General features: G+C 41.8%; 24 protein-coding genes. 17 read left to right on the top strand and 7 right to left on the bottom strand.

Translation table 11 applies throughout. The features are described 5' to 3' along the window. Positions 1-28: 28 nt before the first annotated feature. From R1T43_RS11380 to R1T43_RS11365, 4 genes are read right to left on the bottom strand one after another with little or no spacing between them, the layout of a single operon-like run. Positions 29-2,239, bottom strand: a complete 2,211-nt coding sequence (locus tag R1T43_RS11380) for a TonB-dependent receptor (protein ID WP_317348954.1) — start codon at positions 2,237-2,239, stop codon at positions 29-31. Next, positions 2,229-3,557: a DUF3526 domain-containing protein gene (locus R1T43_RS11375; RefSeq protein ID WP_317348953.1), complete on the bottom strand. Its 1,329-nt coding sequence runs from the start codon at positions 3,555-3,557 to the stop codon at positions 2,229-2,231. The genes R1T43_RS11380 and R1T43_RS11375 overlap by 11 nt, the downstream gene beginning before the upstream one ends. Further along, the gene (locus tag R1T43_RS11370) at positions 3,554-4,996 is read right to left on the bottom strand and encodes an ABC transporter permease (protein WP_317348951.1); all 1,443 of its coding nucleotides are present in this window, start codon (positions 4,994-4,996) and stop codon (positions 3,554-3,556) included. The genes R1T43_RS11375 and R1T43_RS11370 overlap by 4 nt, the downstream gene beginning before the upstream one ends. Then, positions 4,996-5,715, bottom strand: a complete 720-nt coding sequence (locus R1T43_RS11365) for an ABC transporter ATP-binding protein (protein WP_211070873.1) — start codon at positions 5,713-5,715, stop codon at positions 4,996-4,998. Before R1T43_RS11365 ends, R1T43_RS11370 begins: the two co-directional genes overlap by 1 nt. Positions 5,716-6,020: 305 nt before the next feature. On the opposite strand from R1T43_RS11365, the gene R1T43_RS11360 reads away from it, so the two are divergent. From R1T43_RS11360 to R1T43_RS11345, 4 genes are all read left to right on the top strand, one after another. Further along, positions 6,021-7,211: a glutathione S-transferase gene (locus tag R1T43_RS11360; protein WP_317348949.1), complete on the top strand. Its 1,191-nt coding sequence runs from the start codon at positions 6,021-6,023 to the stop codon at positions 7,209-7,211. A gap of 242 nt (positions 7,212-7,453) precedes the next feature. Next, complete coding sequence (locus tag R1T43_RS11355; protein WP_317348946.1) at positions 7,454-7,846, top strand: hypothetical protein; 393 nt, start codon at positions 7,454-7,456, stop codon at positions 7,844-7,846. 516 nt (positions 7,847-8,362) lie between these two features. After that, complete coding sequence (locus R1T43_RS11350) at positions 8,363-8,677, top strand: hypothetical protein (protein WP_317348942.1); 315 nt, start codon at positions 8,363-8,365, stop codon at positions 8,675-8,677. Positions 8,678-8,894: 217 nt separating this feature from the next. Further along, positions 8,895-9,062: a hypothetical protein gene (locus R1T43_RS11345; protein ID WP_317348697.1), complete on the top strand. Its 168-nt coding sequence runs from the start codon at positions 8,895-8,897 to the stop codon at positions 9,060-9,062. A gap of 63 nt (positions 9,063-9,125) precedes the next feature. Here R1T43_RS11345 and R1T43_RS11340 read toward each other — a convergent pair whose 3' ends face one another. Next, positions 9,126-10,280, bottom strand: a complete 1,155-nt coding sequence (locus R1T43_RS11340) for an IS110 family transposase (RefSeq protein ID WP_317348940.1) — start codon at positions 10,278-10,280, stop codon at positions 9,126-9,128. 142 nt (positions 10,281-10,422) lie between these two features. Between R1T43_RS11340 and R1T43_RS11335 the strand changes: the two genes are divergently transcribed. The 4 genes from R1T43_RS11335 (at position 10,423) to R1T43_RS11320 (ending at position 14,199) form a co-directional block, all read left to right on the top strand. Then, positions 10,423-10,698 (top strand): putative quinol monooxygenase, encoded by a 276-nt coding sequence (locus R1T43_RS11335; RefSeq protein ID WP_317348937.1) that lies wholly within the window; start codon positions 10,423-10,425, stop codon positions 10,696-10,698. A gap of 114 nt (positions 10,699-10,812) precedes the next feature. Continuing rightward, on the top strand, positions 10,813-11,304 hold the full coding sequence (locus R1T43_RS11330; RefSeq protein ID WP_317348935.1) for a hypothetical protein: 492 nt from the start codon (positions 10,813-10,815) through the stop codon (positions 11,302-11,304). Between the two features lie 136 nt (positions 11,305-11,440). Further along, entirely contained in the window at positions 11,441-12,460 is a 1,020-nt protein-coding gene (locus R1T43_RS11325; RefSeq protein ID WP_317348932.1) for an SIR2 family protein, read from the top strand. Between the two features lie 8 nt (positions 12,461-12,468). Further along, positions 12,469-14,199: an ATP-binding protein gene (locus R1T43_RS11320; protein WP_317348930.1), complete on the top strand. Its 1,731-nt coding sequence runs from the start codon at positions 12,469-12,471 to the stop codon at positions 14,197-14,199. A gap of 434 nt (positions 14,200-14,633) precedes the next feature. Here R1T43_RS11320 and R1T43_RS11315 read toward each other — a convergent pair whose 3' ends face one another. Together R1T43_RS11315 and R1T43_RS11310 are read right to left on the bottom strand one after the other, a co-directional pair. After that, positions 14,634-14,915, bottom strand: coding sequence for a hypothetical protein (locus R1T43_RS11315; RefSeq protein WP_317348928.1), 282 nt, complete (start codon positions 14,913-14,915; stop codon positions 14,634-14,636). A gap of 542 nt (positions 14,916-15,457) precedes the next feature. Continuing rightward, entirely contained in the window at positions 15,458-16,435 is a 978-nt protein-coding gene (locus R1T43_RS11310) for a transposase (RefSeq protein ID WP_317348926.1), read from the bottom strand. 125 nt (positions 16,436-16,560) lie between these two features. Here R1T43_RS11310 and R1T43_RS20075 point away from each other — a divergent pair, with 125 nt between their 5' ends. The 9 genes from R1T43_RS20075 to R1T43_RS11270 all read left to right on the top strand — a co-directional run bounded on the left by R1T43_RS20075 (position 16,561) and on the right by R1T43_RS11270 (position 24,061). Then, positions 16,561-16,728: an IS3 family transposase gene (locus R1T43_RS20075; protein ID WP_410548971.1), complete on the top strand. Its 168-nt coding sequence runs from the start codon at positions 16,561-16,563 to the stop codon at positions 16,726-16,728. A gap of 473 nt (positions 16,729-17,201) precedes the next feature. Next, positions 17,202-17,783: a hypothetical protein gene (locus tag R1T43_RS11305; protein WP_317348923.1), complete on the top strand. Its 582-nt coding sequence runs from the start codon at positions 17,202-17,204 to the stop codon at positions 17,781-17,783. Positions 17,784-18,068: 285 nt separating this feature from the next. Beyond that, a complete protein-coding gene (locus tag R1T43_RS11300) occupies positions 18,069-18,560 on the top strand; it encodes a hypothetical protein (protein WP_317348921.1) in 492 nt (163 codons plus the stop codon). Positions 18,561-18,799: 239 nt separating this feature from the next. After that, positions 18,800-19,354, top strand: coding sequence for a GNAT family N-acetyltransferase (locus R1T43_RS11295; RefSeq protein WP_317348920.1), 555 nt, complete (start codon positions 18,800-18,802; stop codon positions 19,352-19,354). A gap of 80 nt (positions 19,355-19,434) precedes the next feature. Next, positions 19,435-20,124 carry a hypothetical protein gene (locus R1T43_RS11290; RefSeq protein WP_317348919.1) on the top strand — a complete coding sequence of 230 codons (690 nt, stop codon included), beginning with the start codon at positions 19,435-19,437 and terminating at the stop codon, positions 20,122-20,124. Positions 20,125-20,239: 115 nt separating this feature from the next. Next, on the top strand, positions 20,240-20,611 hold the full coding sequence (locus R1T43_RS11285) for a MerR family transcriptional regulator (protein ID WP_317348918.1): 372 nt from the start codon (positions 20,240-20,242) through the stop codon (positions 20,609-20,611). Between the two features lie 72 nt (positions 20,612-20,683). Further along, complete coding sequence (locus R1T43_RS11280) at positions 20,684-21,670, top strand: NAD-dependent epimerase/dehydratase family protein (RefSeq protein WP_317348916.1); 987 nt, start codon at positions 20,684-20,686, stop codon at positions 21,668-21,670. A 100-nt stretch (positions 21,671-21,770) separates the two neighbouring features. Then, on the top strand, positions 21,771-23,525 hold the full coding sequence (locus R1T43_RS11275) for a YHYH protein (protein ID WP_317348914.1): 1,755 nt from the start codon (positions 21,771-21,773) through the stop codon (positions 23,523-23,525). Next, positions 23,522-24,061, top strand: a complete 540-nt coding sequence (locus tag R1T43_RS11270; RefSeq protein WP_317348912.1) for a hypothetical protein — start codon at positions 23,522-23,524, stop codon at positions 24,059-24,061. The genes R1T43_RS11275 and R1T43_RS11270 overlap by 4 nt, the downstream gene beginning before the upstream one ends. The last annotated feature ends 185 nt before the right edge of the window (positions 24,062-24,246 follow it).

Genomic DNA, 24,246 nt, shown 5'->3' with positions numbered 1-24,246 from the left:
GCTGTTATAAAGCCTTTTAATACAAAGCTTAGAAACGGTAAGACGCTGAAACTCTAAAGCGGCGCGGTGCACCTGGTTCAACCCACACGTCGGCAAAAGAGTTGGTGTAATGCTCTTTGTCGAAAAGGTTATCTACTTCTGCACGTACCACTAAGTTTTCAACCGGTTCAATTTGCGCGAACGCACGAACGGTTGTGTAGCTAGGCAAATAGAATTCTGTTGCGGTTTGTCCTAATCTCTCATCTACATACAACAAGCCTGTGCCTAGGCGTACCGGCATATCTGAAACCGTAAGGCTTTTGCCTATTTGAACGCTAAGCTGATTTTCAGGAACGTTAATAAGCGGATCGCCGGCTTCAATAGCAGCTACAAAGTTAGCGTCTGCTGCATCGTTGGTACTTTCAGCGTCAATATAAGCATAAGACACCCATAAGCTAATGCCGTTGCTAAATTCAGCGTTAACATCTAACTCAACGCCACGGCTACGCGCTTCACCACCAGGAGTTAAAAAGAAACCGTCAGATGCTTCATCACTGCTATCGAACACTAAAATATTGCTTTGCTCAATGTTGAAGACAGATAAGGTAATATCGCCGCGTACATCATCAAAGAATGACGTTAAATCGGTTTTAACACCTACTTCAGTTGATTCAGATTGGTTTGGTTCAAACGGGTTACCCGCATAATCAGAACCCGTTAGCTGACGGAAGCCTTCACCGTACGTTGCGTAAAAACTAATGCTGTCATCAAGCAAGTACACTGCACCTAACTGAGGTGAAAATTGGGTATCATCTTGCGATGTAGTAGAAACCGGATCGCTTAAGCGGTTCTGAATTTCTTGTTCGAATTTGTCAATTCGGCCACCAAAGCGCACTTGAAACTTATCGGTAATGTTAACTTGGTCTTGAATGTACATACCCCAAGCTTCTTGGGTTTCTAAGCGGTCTAAATTATCTGACAACTCAACATCAGCCAAAGGCGAGTAATCTGGGTTAAGAATATCTACCACAAGATATTGGCTTAAATCCAAATCGTTAATGTTGGTGTCGTCTGAGAAAAACGGTGGGCGGTAACGCAAGATAACTTGATCGTTTTCAAACTTATCGTAATCACCACCAATAATAACGCGATGGCTAACTGAGCCTGTATCAAATTCACCAGCAATTTCGCCGCGCAGTACCACATAATCGGTTTCAAAATCGCGATAGCGCTTAAAGCGAGACAGTAACGTTTGATCTGGGTCGATAAACAACGTTTGGCGGCCGCCAAAGTTAGTTTCAAGCGCATTACCTTCAAACGTGGTGTCACGCAGGCCAGCACCTACCAATAGGTTCCAGTCGTCGTTAAGCTCATGAGAAATTTCTAGCTGGTGCCCAACTACGTCGGTAGCAATTCTATCGCCATTTGGATCGCCCACGAAAGTTTCAATAGGCTGAATACCTAACTTACCGTCTACCGCTATTACCCCACGGTCGAAGGGAATTTCTTGCTTGGTATATTCAAGCTCGTAGGTAATACGGGTATCTGCTGAAAATTCCCACGTAACAGAAGGGTAGAAGCCTACTTTTTCAGTTTCTACGGTATCGCGAAAGCTTTCAGCGTCTTCGTAAAAACCCACTACGCGTACACCAATGCTGTCATTATCGCCCGCAACGGTTTGTACATCAGCTTCCACGCGTACTTGTTCCCAACTACCATAAGTGGCTTTCACTTCGCCACCGGTGAAAAATTGTGGGCGCTTAGTCACTAAGTTTACTGCGCCGCCAGGTTCGCCGCGGCCAAACAACGCCGCTTTAGGGCCTTTCAAAACTTCCACATGGTCGATACCGGCCAAATCACGCGGGCCACCAAAGCCACGGCCAGCATTAAAACCGTTTACCAAGAAACCACTTGGTAAGTTTTCATCACCAGAAAAACCACGAATGGCAAAACTATTCCACAGCCCACCAAAGTTATTCTGCCTTGCTACCGAAGCAGAAAGATCTAACGCATCATTTAAATTAATGGCACCCGCATCACCAATTAAGCCCAAGTCGATGTCTTGCGCTGCGGCAGGCACTTCTTTGTATTCAAACGCACCTTGATAAGCGCGATGCATGCCATGTACCGTAATTTTTTCTACTTTTGCTTCTTCGTTTTTTTGATTTGCACTTTGAGCATTTGCTTGAGCAAAAGTCGGTGCATTGAAAAAGGCAGCAATACTGATGGCGAGTGTCGATTTCACCCAGTTATTTTTCATTGGTGTTTTCCTGTGTGTTCATTGGTGTACTAGTAAATTGTGAAGATGTAGTGAATTTCGGTAAGCGCTTAAGGCTTGATTTTGAAAACTCAGGCGCAGCAAAAAGTTGTTGGTAGTAAAACTCGCGTAACGACGCGTGAAAAGCGCGCACCTTATTTTCATAATCAATCATAGATTGCACGTTGGTGCTTGCGGTGTTCGATAACAAACGCTGGGTTAGCAACGAAGGCGACAGTAAAGACACATAGCCCGCCAGCTGATTTTTTCGAATAGTGGCTTGCTGATACGCGTTTGAAAGTTCGCTTGCACTATCATCGCCAACTTGTTGAAAAGCGAAGTACCACTTCCAGTTAAAAGAGCCATCTCGCTTAGGATCGTAAGCCGTGTAATCAGCCCATTGTGGGTGAGTTTCAATAAACTTCTCCCACGTTTCCTCAACGGGTTTGTCCCATGCACCGTTTACGGCTTCACGCTGTGTAAGCACAATGTCGCCACCTTCAGGTGTTTCAACCACGGCATTAATAACGGTATGACCGGTAACCGGCACAATTACGGTAGTAATAAGCCATACGCCTAACATTAACGAAGCAAGGTGGGTGGCACTGTATTTAGCAAAACGCTGTGCTGCTCCAATGGCTAATACAATGGCAGACCACACGCTTATAGTACCCAGCACAATAACGCATGCTAACAAGATAGAACTTACAGAAGCGCCATTCACAATGGCAAAGGCCACAAAAGGAACCAGCGTAACTAACGCTAACGGAACCAGCGTAACTAGGGTACGAGATGTCCATACCGCATGGCTATTACGCGCCGTAACGTTAAGTAAGTCGAAGCGTCTGGCTTCACGCTCTTTGGCTTTTAGGTCGTACAGTAACAAAATAATAAATAGCGGTAGCAGTACGCTTACCACAAAGGCAAAATCGAAACGCCCTAAAAACGCTAATTCTGGATTGTCGGTATCGCTTTCATAAATTTGGCCTTCAAGGGCTAGCATGCGTATGCGATGTTTCCACGGGAACACATCACGTTCGCCAACAACCGCAAAGGTAAGAGGCGAAGGCGGCGCATACGTTAGGTGGAATGCGTAATAGGCCACCATGCCGTAGCTAGACTGATGATTAAGTACCGCTTCACGCTCTACTTGGTCTTTTTCTAATAAGCGTTCAATTGTGGCTTGTTGTGCTTGCATTTCTGCATGACCCGACCACAAGGCTACTGTGCTGAGTAGAAATACCACCAATAAGGTTAATTTAAATTGGCGATGGGCAAACACAAACTTTGCTTCGCGCTTAATATCGTTAAACCGCATCATGGGTTTAGCCTCCTTACTGCAAGCTTAAGAAGTAGTAAAGCAACGCCCACCCAAAGAAGAAGTTGTAAACAATACACGGCAGCACTGCTTAAGCGCGCCATGGGTGCTTCTGGCTGAAAATTAAATTCAGACAATACTGCCCAGTTACTGGCTTCAACTACCGCTTTGTCTGCGGCTTCTTCGCTTGAATTGCGGTTCATATCCAGTTTGTAATCTAGCTTTTCTACATGCACCTTATTTAAGCCTTGTACAAACTGCATACGTAGGATTTCAGCTTCACGTAAAAAGCGGTGATGGGTTTCAATACTGGTGCCTGCAAGCAACGTAGAGAATGAACGCAGTGCAACAGTAGGCGAAAGCCAACCAAACTGCCTAGCAATTCGCGCTTGTGCTAGTTCTTCTTGCATGCGGCTTTCAGCAAATTCATTAATCACAACAGCTTGGCGCTGTTCAGAATATTGCGCCACTATGCCTCTGAAGTTCACGGGTAGGTCGTCTACAGAATCGACGTTGTACTTATCGAGTAGGTCTTGTTTTAGCTTAACAAAAGCAGGATCGTTAACATCGTGACCATCGCCTAAGCTTCGAAGTTTTTCTTCTACTTTAAAGTCGGCTTCTAACTTACCGATAGAAGGCTCGACACTGGTAGCCACACTGCTGCCCATTCTAGGTAGCAATATGCAAGCACTCATCCAAATAACAATAAGCACGGTAAAGCTAGCGCTGCTTTTTTCAAACAACGTAGAGCAGGCGGTAACCACCACAGCCCATAACAAGAAATAAAGTGCGTAACCTAAGCAGAAAAGCGTTACCACTAACGCGCTTTCATTGGAAAAAGCGACATACAAGCAGGCCAATAGCAATGGCAGTAAGAAAATACTGCTAGCCAGCATTAATGCCACTAACTTTCCTAATACCAACTGCCAGCGGCTAGCACCTTGGGTAAGTAATAAAGTTAGTGTGCCTGCTTCACGTTCTCGTGACACGCTGCCGTAGCCAATCAAAATAATAAACAGCGGTGCTAACACTAATGCTAAAAAGCTTGGCGTTAAGCTACTAAAGCGAGTAAGCCCTGCAGACTGGCGCTGCTCGGCAAACATGGCACTGTTTTGCCTGTGACCTTCTAAGAAAATAGCGTTACCTGTGTAAGTGTCTACACCAGGTTCTATTACGCTAAGCGGGGTAGGTGTACGAAACACATAGTGCCCGTAATGCACCATGCGATGGGGATGTTTATCTGGTTGCGATAAAAAGCGTTCTTCAGCTTCATGTTGAAGGTGTTCTCTGGCGTGCGCCGCTTCTTCAATATGAAAGGCATTTACCACAAGCGCTGTTAGGGTAAGTACACTGCCCAAAATTAACACCGTAGTGGCAACCTTGGTTCGCAGCCAATAACGCCACTGCTCAGCACAAATGGTTTTTATTGTATTGCTCATCATTATTTACGCCCAGCAAATGCAGCGTGAACAGCTTCTGTATCGATAGGTGTATCGCCCGAGCGTTCGAACGACCCCGTAAGCTTGCCGTTGCTTAATAGCACAATGCGGTGAGCAACCTGACAAGCGCCATACACATCGTGGGTTACCATAAATATAGTGGCACCGTTGTTGGCTAACTCAGATACTAGCGAGTTAAATTCATCAATAGCGGCAGGATCGAGACCAGAAGTAGGTTCATCTAAAAACAGCACTGGGGCATTGCGTAGAATGGCTAATGCAATAGCAGTTTTCTGCCTCATTCCTTTTGAGTAATTCGACAAAGTGTTGTGCCACGCATTTTCCTGCAACGCCACTTTATTAAGGGCTTCATGAATAGCATTGTCAGTTTTCTCGACACCGGCTACCGACAAAAAGTAGCGAATATTTTCGTATCCTGAAAGATGACCATAAAGGGTGACCGATTCAGGCAAATAAGCCACCGACTTCTGCACTTCGTTGGTATTGTCTGCTACCGACATGCCCATAACAGACGCTGTTCCAGTACTAGGTTTCATTAGCCCTAAAAAGGTTTTAAGGGTGGTGGATTTACCCGCACCGTTTCCACCAAGAAGGGCAAACACTTCACCTTTGCCTACTTCAAAATTAAGGTTGTCGAGAATAGTACGTTGGTCTATACGTACCGACAATTCACTAGCGCTGATTACAGATTTTGATGTCATTGATTTGCGGTATAAAGTCGAAATTTGCTGATATGTTATATTGTAACAATTGGGATGTGAAATATTTTTTGCTTTTTTCGGTGTAGTTGGCTAGCAGGTAGGCAATCTAATAGTAATTGATAGCGAATAGAGGGGCTTGCAAAGGATCGACAGAGAATTAGCAGAGGAATAACGAATTACCAGCAATAGGTAACACATAGCCGTTGTTATGGTGCTATATCATTTAACAAAATAGGCATTCAATAGACGTGAACATTACTTGCGTATTAATCTGGTTATTATTCAGCGTTTAAGAGAGTGTTGTAGTGTATATTTTGTATGGTTCTGAAGTGTCTTTGTATACAGGTAAAATTCGCGCTTACCTTAAATATAAGCAACTGCCTTTCACCGAGGTGTTATCTACTATCTCGGTATACAAGAAAATTATTCGCCCGAAAACCGGTGTTGCCTTTATTCCGGTGGTAAAAACTCCTTCAGGTGAATACCTACAAGATACCGCCCGCATTATTGATTACTTTGAAGCGCAGGCTCAGGCTAATACGCAGGCAGATACCAACACCAACAATCTATCAGTAGTACCCAACACACCCGCACAGCATCTTGTCAGTGAGCTATTCGCCTTATGGGGTGATGAATGGCTGGTTATTCCCGCCATGCACTACCGCTGGAATAAAGATAACTTCCCGTTTATATATGAAGAGTTCGGGCAAGTAGTTACCCCTAAAGCACCAAAATTTATTAAAGCGTATTTTGGAAAGAAACTAGCCAAAAAATTCCAAGGGTTTGTGCCACTGTTAGGTATTACCGAAAAAAGCATTCCCTATATTGAAGACTGGTATGAAAACACCGTTCTGCATTATTTAAACGAACATTTCGCCACCCATAAGTATTTGTTGGGCGATAAACCCTGTACAGGTGACTTCGGATTACTAGGCCCATTGTATGCCCACTTATACCGCGACCCTGCACCCAAGCGGTTAATGGATAAAATAGCCCCCAATGTGGCGGCGTGGGTGAAGCGGATGAATAACCCTAATACTGCACATCAAGCAAGTACCTCTGCTAGTAACGATATCAATAATCCTGCCAGTACCCCTGCGTTTTTAGCAAACGATGAAATACCCGCAGCCTTGCTGCCATTATTAAAAGATATGTTTACTCAGCAATGGCCGGTGTTGAAAAATACTTCAGAGGCGTTAACTGATTGGCGAGAAAAGGATGCGAGTAATGAAAATACTCCGCACTTTATACCAAGAACAATAGGGCAGCACAGTTTTAAAATAGGGCGGAGCGAAACTGGGAATGTAGATGAACAACGTTTTGTATCGAGCTTTCATCAATACAAATTACAACGGGTGTTAGATGTGTTTAATAGTATTGAAAAGCCGAATCCATACGTCATGAGTCTGTTGGAAGAAGTAGGGGGCGTAGAGTACATGCAGTTAGACGAGAAAGATCGGGTTACTTTCGAGGGTAATAGATTAGTGTTTGAGTGAGTTAGATTAAGGAATGTTGGTGGTCTGTATATTCATACAGTTGATTATTTTTGAGGCGTTGTTGGAAATAAAAAGGAATTATTCCGGAATATGGGGGAGCTATTTGAATGCTGAAGTGCAATAGTTTGATAACAGTGTGGTTTCGTGCGAAAGTTTGTCAATTAGGAAAATGATGTACGGAAAGATTCCATCTTACATAAAGGAATTTTTCCATATAATAAGCTGTTAGTTGCCTAGGGAGATTGTCTTTGATACCGGAGTATTGGAAAAATTTCATCATTAAAAATGAATTAGTGGGCGAATACTGTGAAATTCCAGAATCCGCTGATTTGTCAGAGTTAGATGGTGGTAACCTTAAGCTACTCGATGAATATCAAATTCTAAATGAGGCTAACGAGTTTTATCCTGGAATCGCAGTAAAGAAATTTGGGTACATTCCTGTTGCTAGTTGCTCACTAGGTTCCGGTGATCCATATTTCATAAACATAAATGATGGCGTTAATGGAAACTTGTATAGAATTTATCACGATGCTGAAATGATTGATGATGAATCTTACAATATGGATGAAGCCGCTAATGTAGTACTAGCTGATTACGCAGATTTACTGAAATACCTCTGCAAAAACGGCAACTAACAAACGCCTCAACAAAGGACGCAAGATGCTTGGCTTGCGTCACTTCGTTCCTAATTTTAGCCAAGCATCTTGCGCCTGTTAGGCGGGCGTTAGGCATCATTTACTTACAGCATAAAAAAGTGGGTATAACCGTGACATTTCAGCATCAAGGCTGTTTCGCTAGGTTGTCTTTACGAGTTACTTTCTCGGTAGTTTCAACGGCTTTAGCAACGCGTTTTTCACAAACACCGTAACACCTACATTCAGCTCAGCTAGTTTTCTTAACTCGCTCTTTTATCCAGCATTACCGTTAACATCTAGCTTTTCGCACAGGGTTGTTTTATCTTAAATTCAATAATTTAAATTCGCGGTCTAATCGGATGGTGGTGGCAGCAAAGCTGCGTACTCTTCGTTGTACGCCTAACAAAACGCTGTTGGCACTCCCTCCGGTCGCTGGGACGCTAACACGTGGGCTGACTCACTTCGTTCGGATTTTAGCCCACGTGCTAGCGCCCCAAAGCTTAGCGTTAAATGCCAATGGATGCTACAAAAACAACATCATTTATAGCTGGAGTATTACTAGTACTCAGCGAACCCGTTATTGAGTTTTACTCTCTTCCAGATGGAGTTTACGGTTTTACCTTTCTCTCCTTAATTTTATTGCTAGTTATTGGTAAGCAAATTATTAGAGAGTCTCAACGACAACTTCGTACCGAGAATGATTTTGATAAAAACCCATGGTATGACCCTGATGCATTGCGTTTTGCTGTTAATACTTTTACGCGTATACTGTTCTTTCTATTAGGTTTTATATCTGCGGAAGAATCTATGAGGTTAGTAATTGGCATTTAACAAACACATTAAGTCGGTCGCAAGCTCCCTGGGACAGTAACACGTGGGCTCTGTCGCTTCGCTCGGGTTTTAGCCCACGTATTACTGCCCCTTATATGGGCGTTGGTATGACTCCCCTTGTCAATAAAAACCGAATGTCTCCCTGACATTTTTTCGGTCCATAATTAGCTGTGTTCTTACTCATATTAAATGAGCTAACGCACCGGATGAGGCAGTAATGTCGTCGGTTGTCATGGCGAGTGTCGCCCCAGTGGTATTAATGGATTATTCATCTTTCAATGAACAGCGCCTACCTTACTCACTCCGCCGTGTCCCGGTGACCGCTCAGCCTTTCTCATCAGTCTATGTTCGTGGATCAATAACCGTTAAGTTATTGCCGTCATAACGCCCTCGTAGGTTGTGCCACATTCCGCGGCCTGATCCGAATGCATTAGCTCAAACTCTTTTATCATGCAGGTACTCTGCTCAATCTCAATTTTGGATTAACTGGCGTAAGCACCACTTCTTTAGCGATAGCCCATATGTAGGCTGCCATCTCTCTGGCTATTGCGGTGATAATGAGATTGTAATGCTTACCTTTTTTATTCATTCGCTGGTAGCGTTTGCACAGACGAAGCTGTGCTTTCCACGCAATATCGACGATGTCTTTGGGTAGCCCTTCTTGGCGAATTTGAATATTAGTCGATACATTTGCTGGATATCGATAGCTGTGCGCCCCCTCAATTAACAAGCGTCTAGCTCTGCCGTTACCAGACTTCGTAATAGCGCCCAAATGACGTTTTCCACCAGAGGAATGTTCGCTGGGTACCAAGCCTAAATAAGCCATAAGCTTTCTCGGGTGGTCGAATCGGTGTAAATCACCAAGTTCCGCAACAACCCCAACCGCCACTAGCAGCCTCACACCACGCATGGCTTGGATCGCTTTAACGACAGGATAATAACGCCACTGGTGTACATGATGGGTTAACTCATTATCCAGCCTTTCTAAGCGGCGGATCCGCTCTTCAATAGTCTGCAACTGTTCCTGCAATACGATTTGCTGCGCCGGATGAGGTAATATCAGTTCAGTCAGCCACCGCAGATGTTTCTTCGACCAGTTAGCAGTTCCTTCATACCGAATATTGTTTCTCAGCAGCAGCGCTTTGAGTTGGTATTTGGCTTCTTTTAAATCTTTCATCGCAAGCTCTCGAGCGCGGGATAAATCTCTTACCGCTTCATCTTCTGGCTCCGGCACATAAATAGGCGTGAGATCTTCCGATTTTAACAACTTCACCAGCTTTAACGCATCGCGCCTATCGGTCTTAATATGGTCACCAGGCTTTTTCGGAATAAGGGAAGGCGCGACGACATAGCAACAATGCCCTAAACTCGTGATAAGTCGGTAGATCCAATATCCACAAGGCCCAGCTTCATATACGACGTGAAGTGTTGCACCAGGATATTTAGATTCAAACTGACGGATAAGCTTTTTGACGCTGACTTTTGAAGAAGGAATGCGGCCATAGTGCACCGCACTTACTCCACGCTGCTCTTCACAATAAGCCACTTCGTGAAATTCTTTGTGAGTATCTAATCCTAAAAAAACTATGCTATGTTTGTTCATGCTAGCCTCCAAATGATTTAGTCTTAAGCAAACTAATAATGGACTCCGGCCGGCGCTCCGGTGGCTGAAAAGTTAACCCACGAAAATGCGGAGGCTAGCATTTCTCAGGGAGTCATTGTGTCTATGTGAACTAGGAAGTCAGATGAAAGTTACACTAAAAGGATTTATTGATGTTCCCGAATCAGAGCTTACCCTGATAAAAAGGGAGTTAGAGGTTCACACCAAATTAACTCAAGAAGAAAAGGGGTGTATTACATTTTCCGTTGTTCAAGATGAGAATATACCTACCCGGTACGAGGTTTACGAAGAGTTCAATTCTCAAGAAGATTTCGATTTTCATCAATCGAGAGTACAGAATTCAAACTGGGGTAAAGTAAGCAAAAATGTTAAGCGTAACTACCAAATAACCAACGGTTAGTATGTTGTCTATACAGTATAATCACATAACAATAACATCAAAGATCGCCCGTAAACGGGCTGGACCTCCGCTGCTTCGCAGCTCCGGCCCTTTATGTTAGGCGTTAGCACCCATATGAAATCACTGCTTTTTTTGTTCACTTTACTTACATGGAATGTAGCTTTGGCAGAAACACAATTCACATACGATATACAGCATGCGGGCTATGACTTCGATCAGTACGACTTAAAAGGCATCGCAACCTACGATTTATTTTTAAGTGAATTTAATAGCTTCCCGTGGCAAGAAGAAGTAGGTCAAAGTAACGGTGGAAGCGAAGCAACTATTTCTGTTAAAAACAAATCAGCTAATGTTGATTTGTTTGTCTCGGTGGTGGGAAAGCCCAACGAATTCGCTTATCTAATCGGAATAGTGGAGCCCACAGTAAAAAAGACTCTGTTCGGATTTGGTAAAGAGAAACAGATTCGTTGGATAAAAATCTATTTGACGGAAGACTCTCTAGAGGTAAAAGAAGCCTTTCAGTTGTTTTTTGAAAATAAATACTCCAGCCTAAAAGATAAACTAAATAATTTGCCATTGTTCTTGGAGCAAGAGGCCGTGAAGTAAAGTGCTAACAAACAAATGTTGGGGACACAAACACGCGGGCTCTGCTTCGCAGTATAGCCCATGCGTTTGTGCCACCAAATTAGGGCGTTAGGCGCACAAGGCAAGATCATACTCATCAGCAAATATAAGGAATGTTATGCCTGAGGGAATCCTAGATAAAATATCAAAACAAGCTCAAGATTATTACAAAAATACTCCTGTTATTATTTTAGGAAGTGGGGCTTCGGCTGCTTTTGGAATGTCCGGAATGTGGCAGCTAGCACAGCACCTGATGGCGAATGTTGAGGTGAATGATTTACACGACAATGAACAAACTTCTTGGCGTAATTTTTGTGAAAAATTGAAAGAGGATATAGATTTAGAAACAGCGCTACATGATGTTCCATTGTCATCTGAACTAACTGGTAGGGTGGTTTCTGAAACATGGAACCTTCTAGCACCTGAAGATTTTAAAGTATTTGAGGAATCACTAAATAACATCTCACTGTTTCCTTTAGGCAAGCTGTTAAAACACATGTTTAGGAGTACAGCTAAAGAGCTAAATATAATAACGCCCAATTATGACAGGTTAGCAGAATATGCATGCGAGCAAGAAAATATACATCATTACAGTGGTTTCTCTCATGGCTATAGAGGCTATACCGCCAAGAAAGACTACTTATCTTGCTCCAGGCAGGTAAATATATGGAAAGTACATGGTTCCCTAGGTTGGTTCACTAATTCTAATGGTGTGATTACATCTTTAAGCAACATCAATAAAATCCCTAACGACCTAACGCCATTAATAGTAACACCCGGTATTGAAAAGTACCGTAGTACTCATAAAGAACCCTATAAAACAATTATCCATGAATCTGACGATGTAATGGACAAAGCCACGGCTTATTTATGTGTTGGCTTTGGTTTCAATGATGATCACATTCAAACGAAACTAGTGAATCGGTGTGCAAATAATGGCGCTTCAGTAACTATCATAACTTATGAATTGACTGAAGCTACGAAAGAATTTATTGGAAATGAAAATACAGCTAATTATCTAGCTATCGAAGCATCTGCGAATAACAAATCTAAAATTTATAGCTCCCTATTGAAAGGGCCAGTAGAAGTAGAAGGCGAGTTCTGGTCACTCAAGGGGTTCATGAATTTAATAATGTAAGGGAATATATGACTATTTTTAATTTTAATGACGATGAAGCATTGGGAAGCGTAGCTTCAGTAGATACAGCAACTGTTGTTGTAGAGGTTTATGATGCTGAACTTTTAAAAAGATTGCAGGTTAATAGGTTAGCCGTATTACAAAGTAGTAAGCCCGGGCAGCACTTGATTGGAATTATCAATCAGGTTACAAGGAAAAAGCTAATACCTTCTGCTATTGAAGAAGATGAAGAGCCAACTGACGAACAGAATTTATGTAAAGTGGCATTGATTGGTTCTTTGATTGATGCTGACGGTATAAAAAGAAATATATTTCGCCGTACACTAGAAAGCGTGCCTGAAATTGATGCGAATTGTTTTGCATTGGAAGGCGAAAAGTTAACCTCATTCATGAGAGTTATTTCACATGCAGAAGCTGATGGCAATTCATTAGCATTAGGTAAATATACCTTAGATGAAAATGCGGTAGCTTACTTAAATGGTAATAAGTTTTTTCAGCGACATGCTTTTATCGGAGGAAGCACTGGGGCTGGTAAATCTTGGACTACGGCTAGAATCATTGAGCAAGTTTCTGAACTAAAAAATTCAAATGCCATAATTTTTGACCTTCACGGGGAGTATTCTCCCTTAAAAGGAGATGGCATTAGTCACTTTAAAGTGGCAGGCCCAAGTGATATAGAATCAAATCGAACATTGGCTGACGGTGCCATTTACCTACCTTACTGGTTGCTATCATATGAAGCATTGGTTTCATTATTTGTTGATCGAAGTGACCAAAATGCACCAAACCAAGCAATGCTTATGGCGAGAGAAGTCAATTCAGCTAAAACAAAATACTTAGAAGAGGGTTGCTATCAGGATATTTTAGACAACTTTACAGTTGATAGCCCAGTTCCTTTTGATTTGACATCATTAATACAAGAGTTAAATGCCATCAATGTTGAGCGTATACCAGGTGCCAGAGCAGGATCCGATAAAGCTGGTGAATTTAACGGTAAACTAAGCAGAATGATTTCTCGTTTAGAAAATAAAATATCAGATCGTCGATTAGGATTTTTATTTCAAGGCGGAGTAGATGTTTTAGAGTTTGACTGGTTAAATAGGTTAGCTGATGCCCTTTTAGGAAGCAACGATGAAAATGGAAATGGAGGAGTTAAGATAATTAACTTTTCAGAAGTACCGTCAGATGTGCTTCCGCTAATCGTTTCATTAGTAGCTCGCCTCGCCTTTTCTGTTCAACAGTGGACTCCTTCTGAAGAACGCCATCCCGTAGCAATCTTATGTGATGAAGCCCATCTGTATATTCCTAATAAAAATGTGTCCGGAGTATCGGATGATATATCTATTCAAATTTTCGAACGCATAGCTAAAGAAGGCAGAAAGTACGGAGTTAGCTTAGTGGTTGTCACACAAAGACCATCAGAAGTGAATAAGACTATACTTAGCCAATGCAGTAACTTTGTGGCTATGAGGCTTACTAATTCGGATGATCAATCTGTCATTAAAAAACTACTCCCAGATAGTCTTGGTGGTTTTAGTGATATTTTACCTACTTTAGATACTGGTGAAGCGCTTGTTGTCGGAGACGCAAGCTTATTGCCTAGCCGTATACGCATAGATGAGCCTAATAACAAACCAGATAGTGGCACTATCGAATTCTGGAAGGAATGGCAAGGTGATGTAACAGCTGGCCGGTTAAATAAAGCAATAGACAACTGGAGAAAGCAAAACATTCAGTAATGTGCGCCTAACAACTCAATAAACTCACTCACTTCGTTCGCTGGGACGCATACACGCAGGGCGGCTTCGCCATTATGCCCTACGAGCCTGCGCCCTTATTCAAAAGTTAGGCATCTAAATGAGCAACGAAGGATTAGTTAAAGTTCACGTATCTTTGCCCAATCACTGGATGATTGGTGGCGAGTCTATGTGGGCAGAACCTCTAGTGACTAAATGTCGACGCAGTGACTAATCAAGACAGGCATATTTAGAAAGCTAAAGCTGCTTTTACGAAGGCTATATTCGTCGCTAATTGTGTAGGTAAACGTTTCTTTTCATTTGATGGTCATAAAAAGCAAAAGCGCGCGTAAGAGTAGCTGGCGCTTGAGTGTGTTTATTCCTTCGCCGCGTAAAGTGGCAATCAGTTTTGTGATATTCGCTATTTAGTTACAACGCTATCCCAGTAACCGCATTGCACTTTGTCGCCCTTGAACCCTTTGCTGATGTTGATTGTGTGCGTATTGTTCAAGGTGAATTACTTTGCCAGCGGCCTGCTTAAAGCGGGTTTCAAACTGGGTGGTTAAGATTAGCCATTGTTCGTGTTCAATATTCAGACGTTCTAGAATAGTAGGCAGGCTATGTTCAACTTTGCCGCGCTTGTTGTGAAGAATATATCGGCTGGTTATATCTACAAGCTTTAAGTAGTCGGGGAGGGTAAAAGGTAAACCTTGCGGCATCTCTTGTTTGGCATTGCGGCTGCCTGACTCTGATTGACTTGTTTACCAGTTTGAATAGCTATTCAGACTAAAGAAAGTGTACTAAGGGACAGTTTTGGTATTTTTCAAATTATAGCTGTCTTGTTTAGTACATCAAAAATGACTAATCAAGACAGGCATATTTAGAAAGCTAAAGCTGCTTTTGCAGGACAAAACAAAGACAAAACAAGACAGGCATATTTGGAAAGTTAAAGCTGCTTTTACGAAGGCTATATTCGTCGTTAATTGTGTAGGTAAACGTTTCTTTTTAGTTGATGGTTAGAAAAAGCAGAAGTGTGCGTAAGAGTAGATAGGACTAATCAAGACAGGCATATTTTAAAAGGTAAAGCTGTTTCTTACGAAGGCTATATTCGTCGCTAATTGTGTAGGTAAACGTTTCTTTTTAGTTGATGGTTAGAAAAAGCAAAAGTGTGCGTAAGAGTAACAGGCGCTTTAGTGTATTTATTCCTTCACCAGCGTAAAGTCGCAATCAGTTGAGCGAGATTTGCTATTTTGACGAAACGCTACCCCAGTAACCGCATTGCACTTTGTCGCCCTTGAACCCTTTGCTGATGTTGATTGTGTGCGTATTGTTCAAGGTGAATTACTTTGCCAGCCGCCTGCTTAAAGCGGGTTTCAAACTGCGTGGTTAAGATTAGCCATTGTTCGTGTCCAATATTCAGACGTTCTAAAATAGTAGGCAGGCTATGTTCAACTTTGCCGCGCTTGTTGGGATGAATATATCGGCTGGTTATATCAACAAGCTGTAAGTAGTCGGGTAGGGTAAAAGGTATACCTTGTAGCATCTCTTTCTTTGAGTTGCCCGCAAAAGGCATAAGTCGTTTGGGTGTTTTGCCTACCCTGGCCGCGTTAATACGGTATTTAATGCTGGTATGATTAGATGTTTCGGGGGTCTTTGCTATTTTTGCCCGCACCGGGTTTAAATCAACATAAGCCATGCAGGCGGCAAGCGCCGACTCATCTAATAGCGCTTGCGATTTAAATCGCCCTTCCCAAAAATGCCCCGTGCAGTCATCCTCTTTATTGGCGGCCCTGGCAATATATTCATTCAGTGCACGCATAAACCAGCTGATATCAAATAGCCGTTTACGCCATATCTCAGCCGTTAACTCCACCGTTTTAATTTGGGCTTCATGTAACTCTTTGCGTAAATCTGGTGAGAGGTAGCACTGCGAGATTAAGGTGCCTTTGTACAGCCTATGCCAACGTTGAATCACTTCTTCCGTACTCAGTGCGTCCGCCTTTTCTTTAGCTATGTGCAACACCAGATGCGTATGATTACTCATCACAGCATAAGCACATACATCAATGGCAAACACCTCACTCAAAACATGAATACGGTCTTCCACCCATTGGCGACGATGTTCAAAGCTTCTACCGTTTTCCTCGCCACACAAAAAGGCACGACGAACACAGCGGGAAACACAATGATAATACGGCGTATCCAATAAACTAATTTGCGACTTTCGGGCTTTTGGCATTGCGGCTGCCTGACTCTGATTGATTCCTTTGCCAGTTTGAATAGCCATTCAGACTAAAGAAAGTGTACTAAGGGACAGTTTTGGTATTTTTCGAATTATGGCTGTCTTGTTAACTGGGTAGTGCAATGTCCAGCATGAATAGAAGAAGCAATTTCTGGGACAATGCCGTGATGGAATCATTCTTCAGTCCTATGCAAGTCGAACTCATATACGGGGAGAAATTCAACTCGCTTCAAGGACTTAAATCTTGTATCTTCGAATACCATGAGATTTTTTATACTTGCATACGCTAGTATTCAAAACTGGGGAATAACATACCGAACGAATAAAAAGCGGCATACGCTTAACATGGATGTCCACTTTTAGTGGGTAAGAACAGTATTACTCGAGGAGAAAGCCAAATGAATTTATCGCGCTTACTATTGTAAGTTATTGTTGCAAGCTTCCTAATATTTATTACAGATACAAAGAGCTCTGACAAGTATAGCCTTTTAGATAGTGAGGGGGTTGGCATAATTCCTAATAAAAATAAACTTAAGCTTGGAGAGGCTTAACTTTTAAGTCGGTATTTGAAAGGATTCGAGTAGATCGCTTTCACTTGGTTGAAGGAAAGTTACCAACTAAAGATGGGGTAACGTGGCACTTTACAAATATAAAACTCAAGCCGTAGTACTTAACAAAAACTTAAAATGGACCAATTACAGTTGCCTTTTGCTTCTTCGCCGATTGTTGAAGCGTTAGCTTCCGAAATGTAAGTTCACAATGTATGGAAATAAAAATAAAAATGAAAAAAATCTTTTTTTTAATATGTTTAGCTATTCCTGTAAGCGCTAATGCTGGATGGCTTAGTTTTTTTGGTGATGTTGCAAGTATATCGTCAGCGATGGACACCGGCCCTAGAAATATTACTCAAAGCGATTTAAAAAAGGTAAATAGCTATTTATGGAGATATGTGGAACGGAAGGAAAAACTTGAAGGCTATGAATACTTAGCAGAAGCATTGGAATTATCCAATGATGTTGCCCATTTAGATACTGCTGCTCAAGCTCATTTTTTACACGGAAACATTAATAAAGCATTAGAGCTGTATGAAACAAGAGTCCTCCCTACAGGACGAGCTATTGATGTAGTTTACGAAAGCTATTATAGAAAAATGAAGGGCCTTGAGGTTGAACAAAAAATACCCTATGAAAAGTTGTATCGCGAAAAAATGTCAAAGGAAGAAGCAGTTAAGCAGCGAATGGAAGCAGAATTCAAACTACCCCCTTCTGATTACGCGATATGGGGGATTTTAGTATTACTTTTAATTAATTTACTATCTAATTTACTACGTAAAAAAATCCAATAGGTCGCCAATTAACCAACTAAACAAGACAGGCATATTTGTGTGCAAAGGTATACATTCTGTGCCTGTCTTATTTAATTCCTTATTTAATTCCCTCTATGCGTTGGGTGTTTTCGTATTATGCCTGTCCTGCTTAGTTTAATGTCTTAAATCTAAAGGTTGGTACATTAAAGCGTAATGGTAACAGGTCAATCAAGTGTGACCGCTAAAGCTTGGCTCAGTTTCGCTTCGCTAAACAGTTTTAGCCAAGCATTATCAGCGTCTTATTGGAGCGTTACACGTTAAGTCATGATTATCGTACAAAAAATAGAAACACATTGGACTAAAGCCTCACGAGGGATGCCAAACTCAAAACTGAGAAACTCTGTCCCAAGAAGGCTAGAGTTGCCCCATATTGAAAATGATGCAGCCATTTTTGTTCATGAGGTCAAAGCAACCGAAGAGAATGGTTTTAAGCTGGAAAGTGAAACTTTGGCTATTCCAAACCCAAAAAAATACTGGTCGTTTGAGTTTACAGAGTCCGACAATAGGTTAAATGTATTCTTTCGCTATAGTTACCACGAACATGGTGCGCCAAATAGGGGAGGTGTTCGCCGTAATCTTATTAACCTATCTAAAGGTGAAACGGCTAGCTTTCATATAAATGGTCGTTTTACTTATTATAGTGGTCAGTGGTATCGGCAGTATTTTGTAAATATTGGCTACGGGGTTAGCGAAACTGACGTTTTCCTGACAAAGCCGTTTAATCGTCATGTTGATAAAATGGCCAATTTATTCTAAATGCGGCGTTACATGCTCTCGACTAAACAAGACAGGCATCTTTGTATACAAATCCAATAAACTAAATTGCGACTTTCGGGCTTTTGGCATCGCGGCTGAATGACTCTGATTAACTCGTTTACCAGTTTGAATAGCCATACAGATTAAAGAAAGTGTACTAAGGCACAGTTTTGTGTTCTTGTATTATGCCTGTCTTGTTTAGTTATCAGCCGCTTACAGCGGTGTTATGAGTACTCCCTATGAGCATCACGTTCTTACCTATAAGTAGTAGTAGCGCTAATTACATTAAGGTAATAGATCTTTATAAAGAAGCATTCCCAGAAGCGAGGAAAGTGCCTAAATGGTTTCTCAAGTATCAGTTGAGGAATGGAAAGTTAGGTTTTAGTGCTTTGCATACAGAAGATATGTGGATTGGTCTTATTTATATAACAGAATATGAAGATATTGTATTTATCCAATCAATTGCAATATTAGAATCTTGCCGTTCAAAAGGCTTTGGTAGTCAAGTACTCGAATCCTTAAAAAATGAACATTTAGGTAAAAGGATAGTTTTAAACATTGAGGTCATAGATAAACAGGCAAATAATTATCAACAAAGAGTTAAACGTAAAGAATTTTATGAGAACAATGGTTTTTCACCTTCAGGTTTTGCAGTTAAAGAGCCAGGCGAAAATCTTGAAATGTTAATATATGGTTCAGGTATTACTAAAAAAGAAATAGAGTATATGTACAAAAACCTTTTCGGAAGGGTCCTAGGTTTATTTATCAAGCCTGAGATCACTAAAATTTTATAAGTTTTAATTTTTCCGTATACATAAAAAGTTAATTCAGAAAGCTAAAATACAGTTGGCTTTTGCCTGCTTGTAGAAGCGTTATGTTGCAAATGGAGTCTCCAGCATTGGATGCTATATCAACTAAAAATTTAAACTCAATGCCAGAAGTATTAGCGTTAAAAAAGCTGCTTCAATCGCTGGCAATGCTAGATGCAATAATATCCCCTGAATGGGATGAACGTTTTTATTCGTTCAACTCAAATTGGGGCGAAAATGAACAAATGGGTTCGATGAGAAATGGCTGCGGTGATGATTTCTTTGCACTGTTCAATCAAGATGGCTGCTTTGTTAAAGGTTTTGATCATGAATCTGCAATGTCATCTTGGAGTACTGATGGGCAAGTTCCATGGCCAGGTTTATTGAAAGGATTGCCATCTGAATTTATTGCTGCGTCTAAAGAGCCTGCTTTCTCTATGGACAATATTTCGTTTTGTGTTTGGAAACTTCACACGGCAAACTTTTGGGGTAAGGGGGACTTCGAATTTGCAGATGTCGAAGATCCGGATGGTTCAGAGTATCTTTTAGAAATCTTTGACTGTAACCCTGAAACATATAGGGTATTTGCTCTAGAGTACTATGAGGTAGACTTAGATGTTGCAACTATTGCAAAGTTTTATAATCACTTACCTTTAACCGATGAATTGGTTAAAGAAGTAAACTCTGAAGCAACATTAAAACAGCTAGAAAAAGACATTTCAGAAATTGGTTATCCTTGTGTCAATGTAACATAACAGGTTGCCAAATTTCGCTGCCGCACTAACACGTTGCCTTAGTCATTTCGCTTCAACGTACTTCGCTTCAACGTAGCTAGTACGTAGGCGTTACACCCATCAGGATTTGAAAAACATGTATATAGGAGAGGTTTCGAAACTTACTGGCGCATCAAAAAAAGCAATTCATCACTACGAAGCGCTAGGGTTGTTGACAAAGGTGCCTCGATTAGGAAAGTACCGCAGTTACGATAAGCATCACGTCGTCATAATCTCGATGATAAAAAAAGCGCAATCTCTGGGTTTTAAACTTTCGGAATTACTGCCAATGATCGAGGTAAAGGCCAAAGAAAATCGCTTTCCGGTTGAGGTGGCGATAGAGGCCGTAGAGCAAAAGCAGCAGCAAATTAGAATCGAGATTGAACAAGCCAAACAGCTAGATGTTGAGCTAGAGTTATTAAAACAAGAACTGATCGATCAATTTCCGCTTAACAACCCAAACAATTAAAATCCCTTGACTGTTCCCCTAGGGGGAGAGTTTATAGTCTTGTCACTTAATAACTTTATAGGTGAATACAAGATGTCTAATGTATGTTTGGTAACAGGGGCGAATGGTCATTTAGGAGGAAATGTAGTTAGAGCGCTTATAGCGCAAGGCGAAACGGTAAGGGCAGGGATGCGTGATGTCCAAAATGCGGATAATTTTTTCCACTTGAATTGCCAAGTCGTCTATACCGAAATGCAAGATATAGACGCAATGAGAAAAGCCCTGGAAGGTGTCGATATTTTATATCATGTTGCCGCGGTTTTTAAACATTGGGCTAAAGATCCTACTACTGAAATCGTCGAGCCGAATGTGAAAGGGACTGAAATTGTCCTTAAAGCGGCGGCCGAAGCCAAGGTAAAAAAAGTGGTATATGTTAGCTCGGTTGCGGCTGTTGGCCATGATGGAAGCTATTTAGACGAAAATAGTTGGAACACGTTATCTAACAACGCCTATTACAACTCTAAAATAAAATCAGAGCAAAAAGCGTGGCAGCTAGCAAAAAAATACAATCTTTGGATGGTTTCCGTTCTACCTTCTGCAATGATTGGACCTCATGCTAATCGACTCACAGACACTATGCAGTTTATTGAAACCATTAGAACCAATAAGCTTCAAATAGACCCTCATTTTTTCTTTAATTTCGTTGATGTTCGCGATGTGGCAAAAGGCGTAGTTGCTGCTACTACGAAAGGCAGTTCTGGTAGCCGGTACATATTGGCTAATAACAACTCTTCGTCACTTACTGAGATATACAATGCTGCCGAGTCAACGGGAATTAAATTAAAAGCTCCAGCACGCCTACCAAAGTGGGTAATGTATTTTATTGCCTTGTGCGCAGAGGTAGCAGCTAAGGTGACAGGTAAACCCGCAGAGCTTATTAGAAGCCAAGTGGCTTTATTCTATGGCATAAAGCAAGAATATGAGATAACGAAAGCTCGTAGTGAACTGGGATACGAGCCTCGCTCACCATCAGAAGCGCTGCGCGATGTATTTGAGTATTTAAACGGGCGTCAAAAGTAAATTATGGCCTTCTCCATAATTTCTCCACAATCTGTTGTTACACTATGATTAATAAGTCAAATCAAGCCCGAAATAGCGAAATCACGGTGGAGCTTTCCATATGAAACACACACACGCGTTTTTAGTGGTACTTTTAAGTGGCGGCGCACTAACAGCTTGCCATCAGCCAGATACCACACAATGCGATATCATTTCGGCGTCTGTAGAAGATGCAGGTTTTAATGAGTCGGTACAGGTAACATGTGACGACAACTATGCTTACTTATCTTCCAGCACCTATCCTAGCCACGATATGATGAATGGCATCACGGGTACTAACGAGCAAATTCCTGTACCCGCTTTAGATTATTCAGCACCTATAAAGCTTAACCCTACCAAAGCTGAATCGTTAACCAGCATTGATGCCGCGTTAGGTGTTGCCGTTAATGGCGTTCCCATTTACGACTATTCATCTCAAGGCGAACTTGATTTATCACACTACAACGAAAACGTTGATACCGTTAAATTAGGGCAGTTAGACAATTGCGGTGGCCATGCAGGGCGGGGCGATGATTACCACTACCATGCGGCGCCTACTTGTATGATTAACACCATGGCTAATCGTAACAACAACCCAATTATTGGGTGGGCGTATGATGGGTACCCTATATACGGAGACAACAACCCAGATGGTAGTAAAATAAAAAACGACACACTGGATGACTGTAACGGTCAAGCTGATGACGCATTTGGTTACCGATATCATACTTCAGAGGCACCGCCTTATATTGTTCAGTGTTTGGTTGGGAAAGTTGATGTTAGTCATTTACCCAGAGTAGCGCCACTTAGCCGTATTGATACCGATGGCGCTACTACAGCTAATGCTATGCGAGATAACTTAACGCCTCCTAGGGATGGCGTTGAAAACTTAAAGCATATTGTGTCTGATACGGGTAGACGTTCTATGACCTACACCTACCAGGGGCAAGATTACTTTGTTCATTACACACCAAATGCGTTAAAGCCGAACTGTTTTGATTTCGAGCAAAAAACAGTAAGTAACGGTGGAATACTAGAAACAGGTACGTTTTGTCGCAATACCGATTCAAAACAAAAACCACCTCGAAACCAAAGCCAGAATAGAGAACCAGGCAGGGGACAAGAGCAATCTTCGCCACCGCCGCCACAATTCCCTCCGAAGGATGATAGAAAGCCACCTCGTCAAAACGATCCTAATAGTGCAATAGTTAACAAAACGACACACACCACAATGGTGAACAAAACCCATACTTTTAAATTGGAAGCGTGGGCAGACAACTGGTTCGCTGCGTATCTTAACCAGCAACTTATTGTTGAGGATTCAGTACCTATAACCACCGAGCGCTCATTCAACGCAGAAGAAGTTATATTCTCGGCAGATTATCCGCTAACCATTAACTTAGTGATTAAAGACTTTAAGCAAAACGATACCGGGCTGGAATATATAGGTACACCTAAGCAACAAATGGGAGATGGCGGCTTTATAATGCAGCTTACCGATGTTGCAACCAATGAAGCTGTTGCCGCTAGTAATAGCGCTTGGCATTGCAAGGTGCTTCATGAAGCGCCGTTAAATAAACAGTGTGAAACCGAATCGAACCCTAAAGTTGGCGTAGCGCCATGTGGGTTTACGAGTACAGCAGAACCTTCTGGTTGGAAAAAGGCAGGGTTCGATGTAAGTGCTTGGCCCAATGCTATCGAATATAGCGCTGCAGAAGTAAGCCCTAAAGACGGCTACAACCTTATAAGCTGGGATGAAAGTGCGAAGCTAATTTGGGGCGACGACTTGGAAACTACTAATACGCTTATTTGCAAAGTTACAGTAGAAAAGCCGTGAAAAAACGCATGATTACATTCTTGTTTTCTGTATCGTATTTACGCACCTTGCTAAACGGGGTGTTTGCATTTACTTGTTTGCTATTCTCTTTTGTAACAAATGCTCATGTGGTTGAAGAAACCACGGCGCAAATTATATTGCGTGATGGGCAAGTAGAAATACGGATGCAAACCGACAGAGCCCATTGGGTAGCAGCAGTAAGTGATAGCGCCGCATTTTTAGTCGGTGATATCGACAACGTTATGCCTACGGGGCTATCCATTAAAGCGCAAGATTCTTTTTTTAAATCGGTGCTTCAAAAACAAACAATACTCAGTGTGAATACCACTGAGTTAGCTATTGATGGTGTTAAGGTAATTGAAAACCAGAACAGCCAAAAAATGACTGCAATAATGTACGCTACGCACACGTTTTCAAAGGTAGAAAATATTGGCGTAAGCTTTCCTAGAAGCTTAGGGAAAATTCACAGCAGTTTTAGTAGACCTCAATATCGAACGATACCTGCAGGCGGTTACGGTAGCATTACATTGGAATAATGGGGGTACTACTTAGCCCCCCCGAAATGCCTATGAATTTGAAAGGTATTACTAAAACACTTGTTATCTTATCGTGTTCTCATTTATTTAAACTGTCACAGTAATGGCTTGTTTCGGCACTATGATTGCTAATCACAATTGCAGCTTTTTGCAAGCTAGACATCTTTGATGGCAAAAAAAAGCCC

Origin of the sequence: Alteromonas sp. CI.11.F.A3 (genome assembly GCF_032925565.1) — a bacterium.
In the GTDB taxonomy this organism is placed as follows: Bacteria; Pseudomonadota; Gammaproteobacteria; order Enterobacterales; family Alteromonadaceae; genus Alteromonas.
This window is presented reverse-complemented; position numbering and strand designations above follow the sequence as displayed.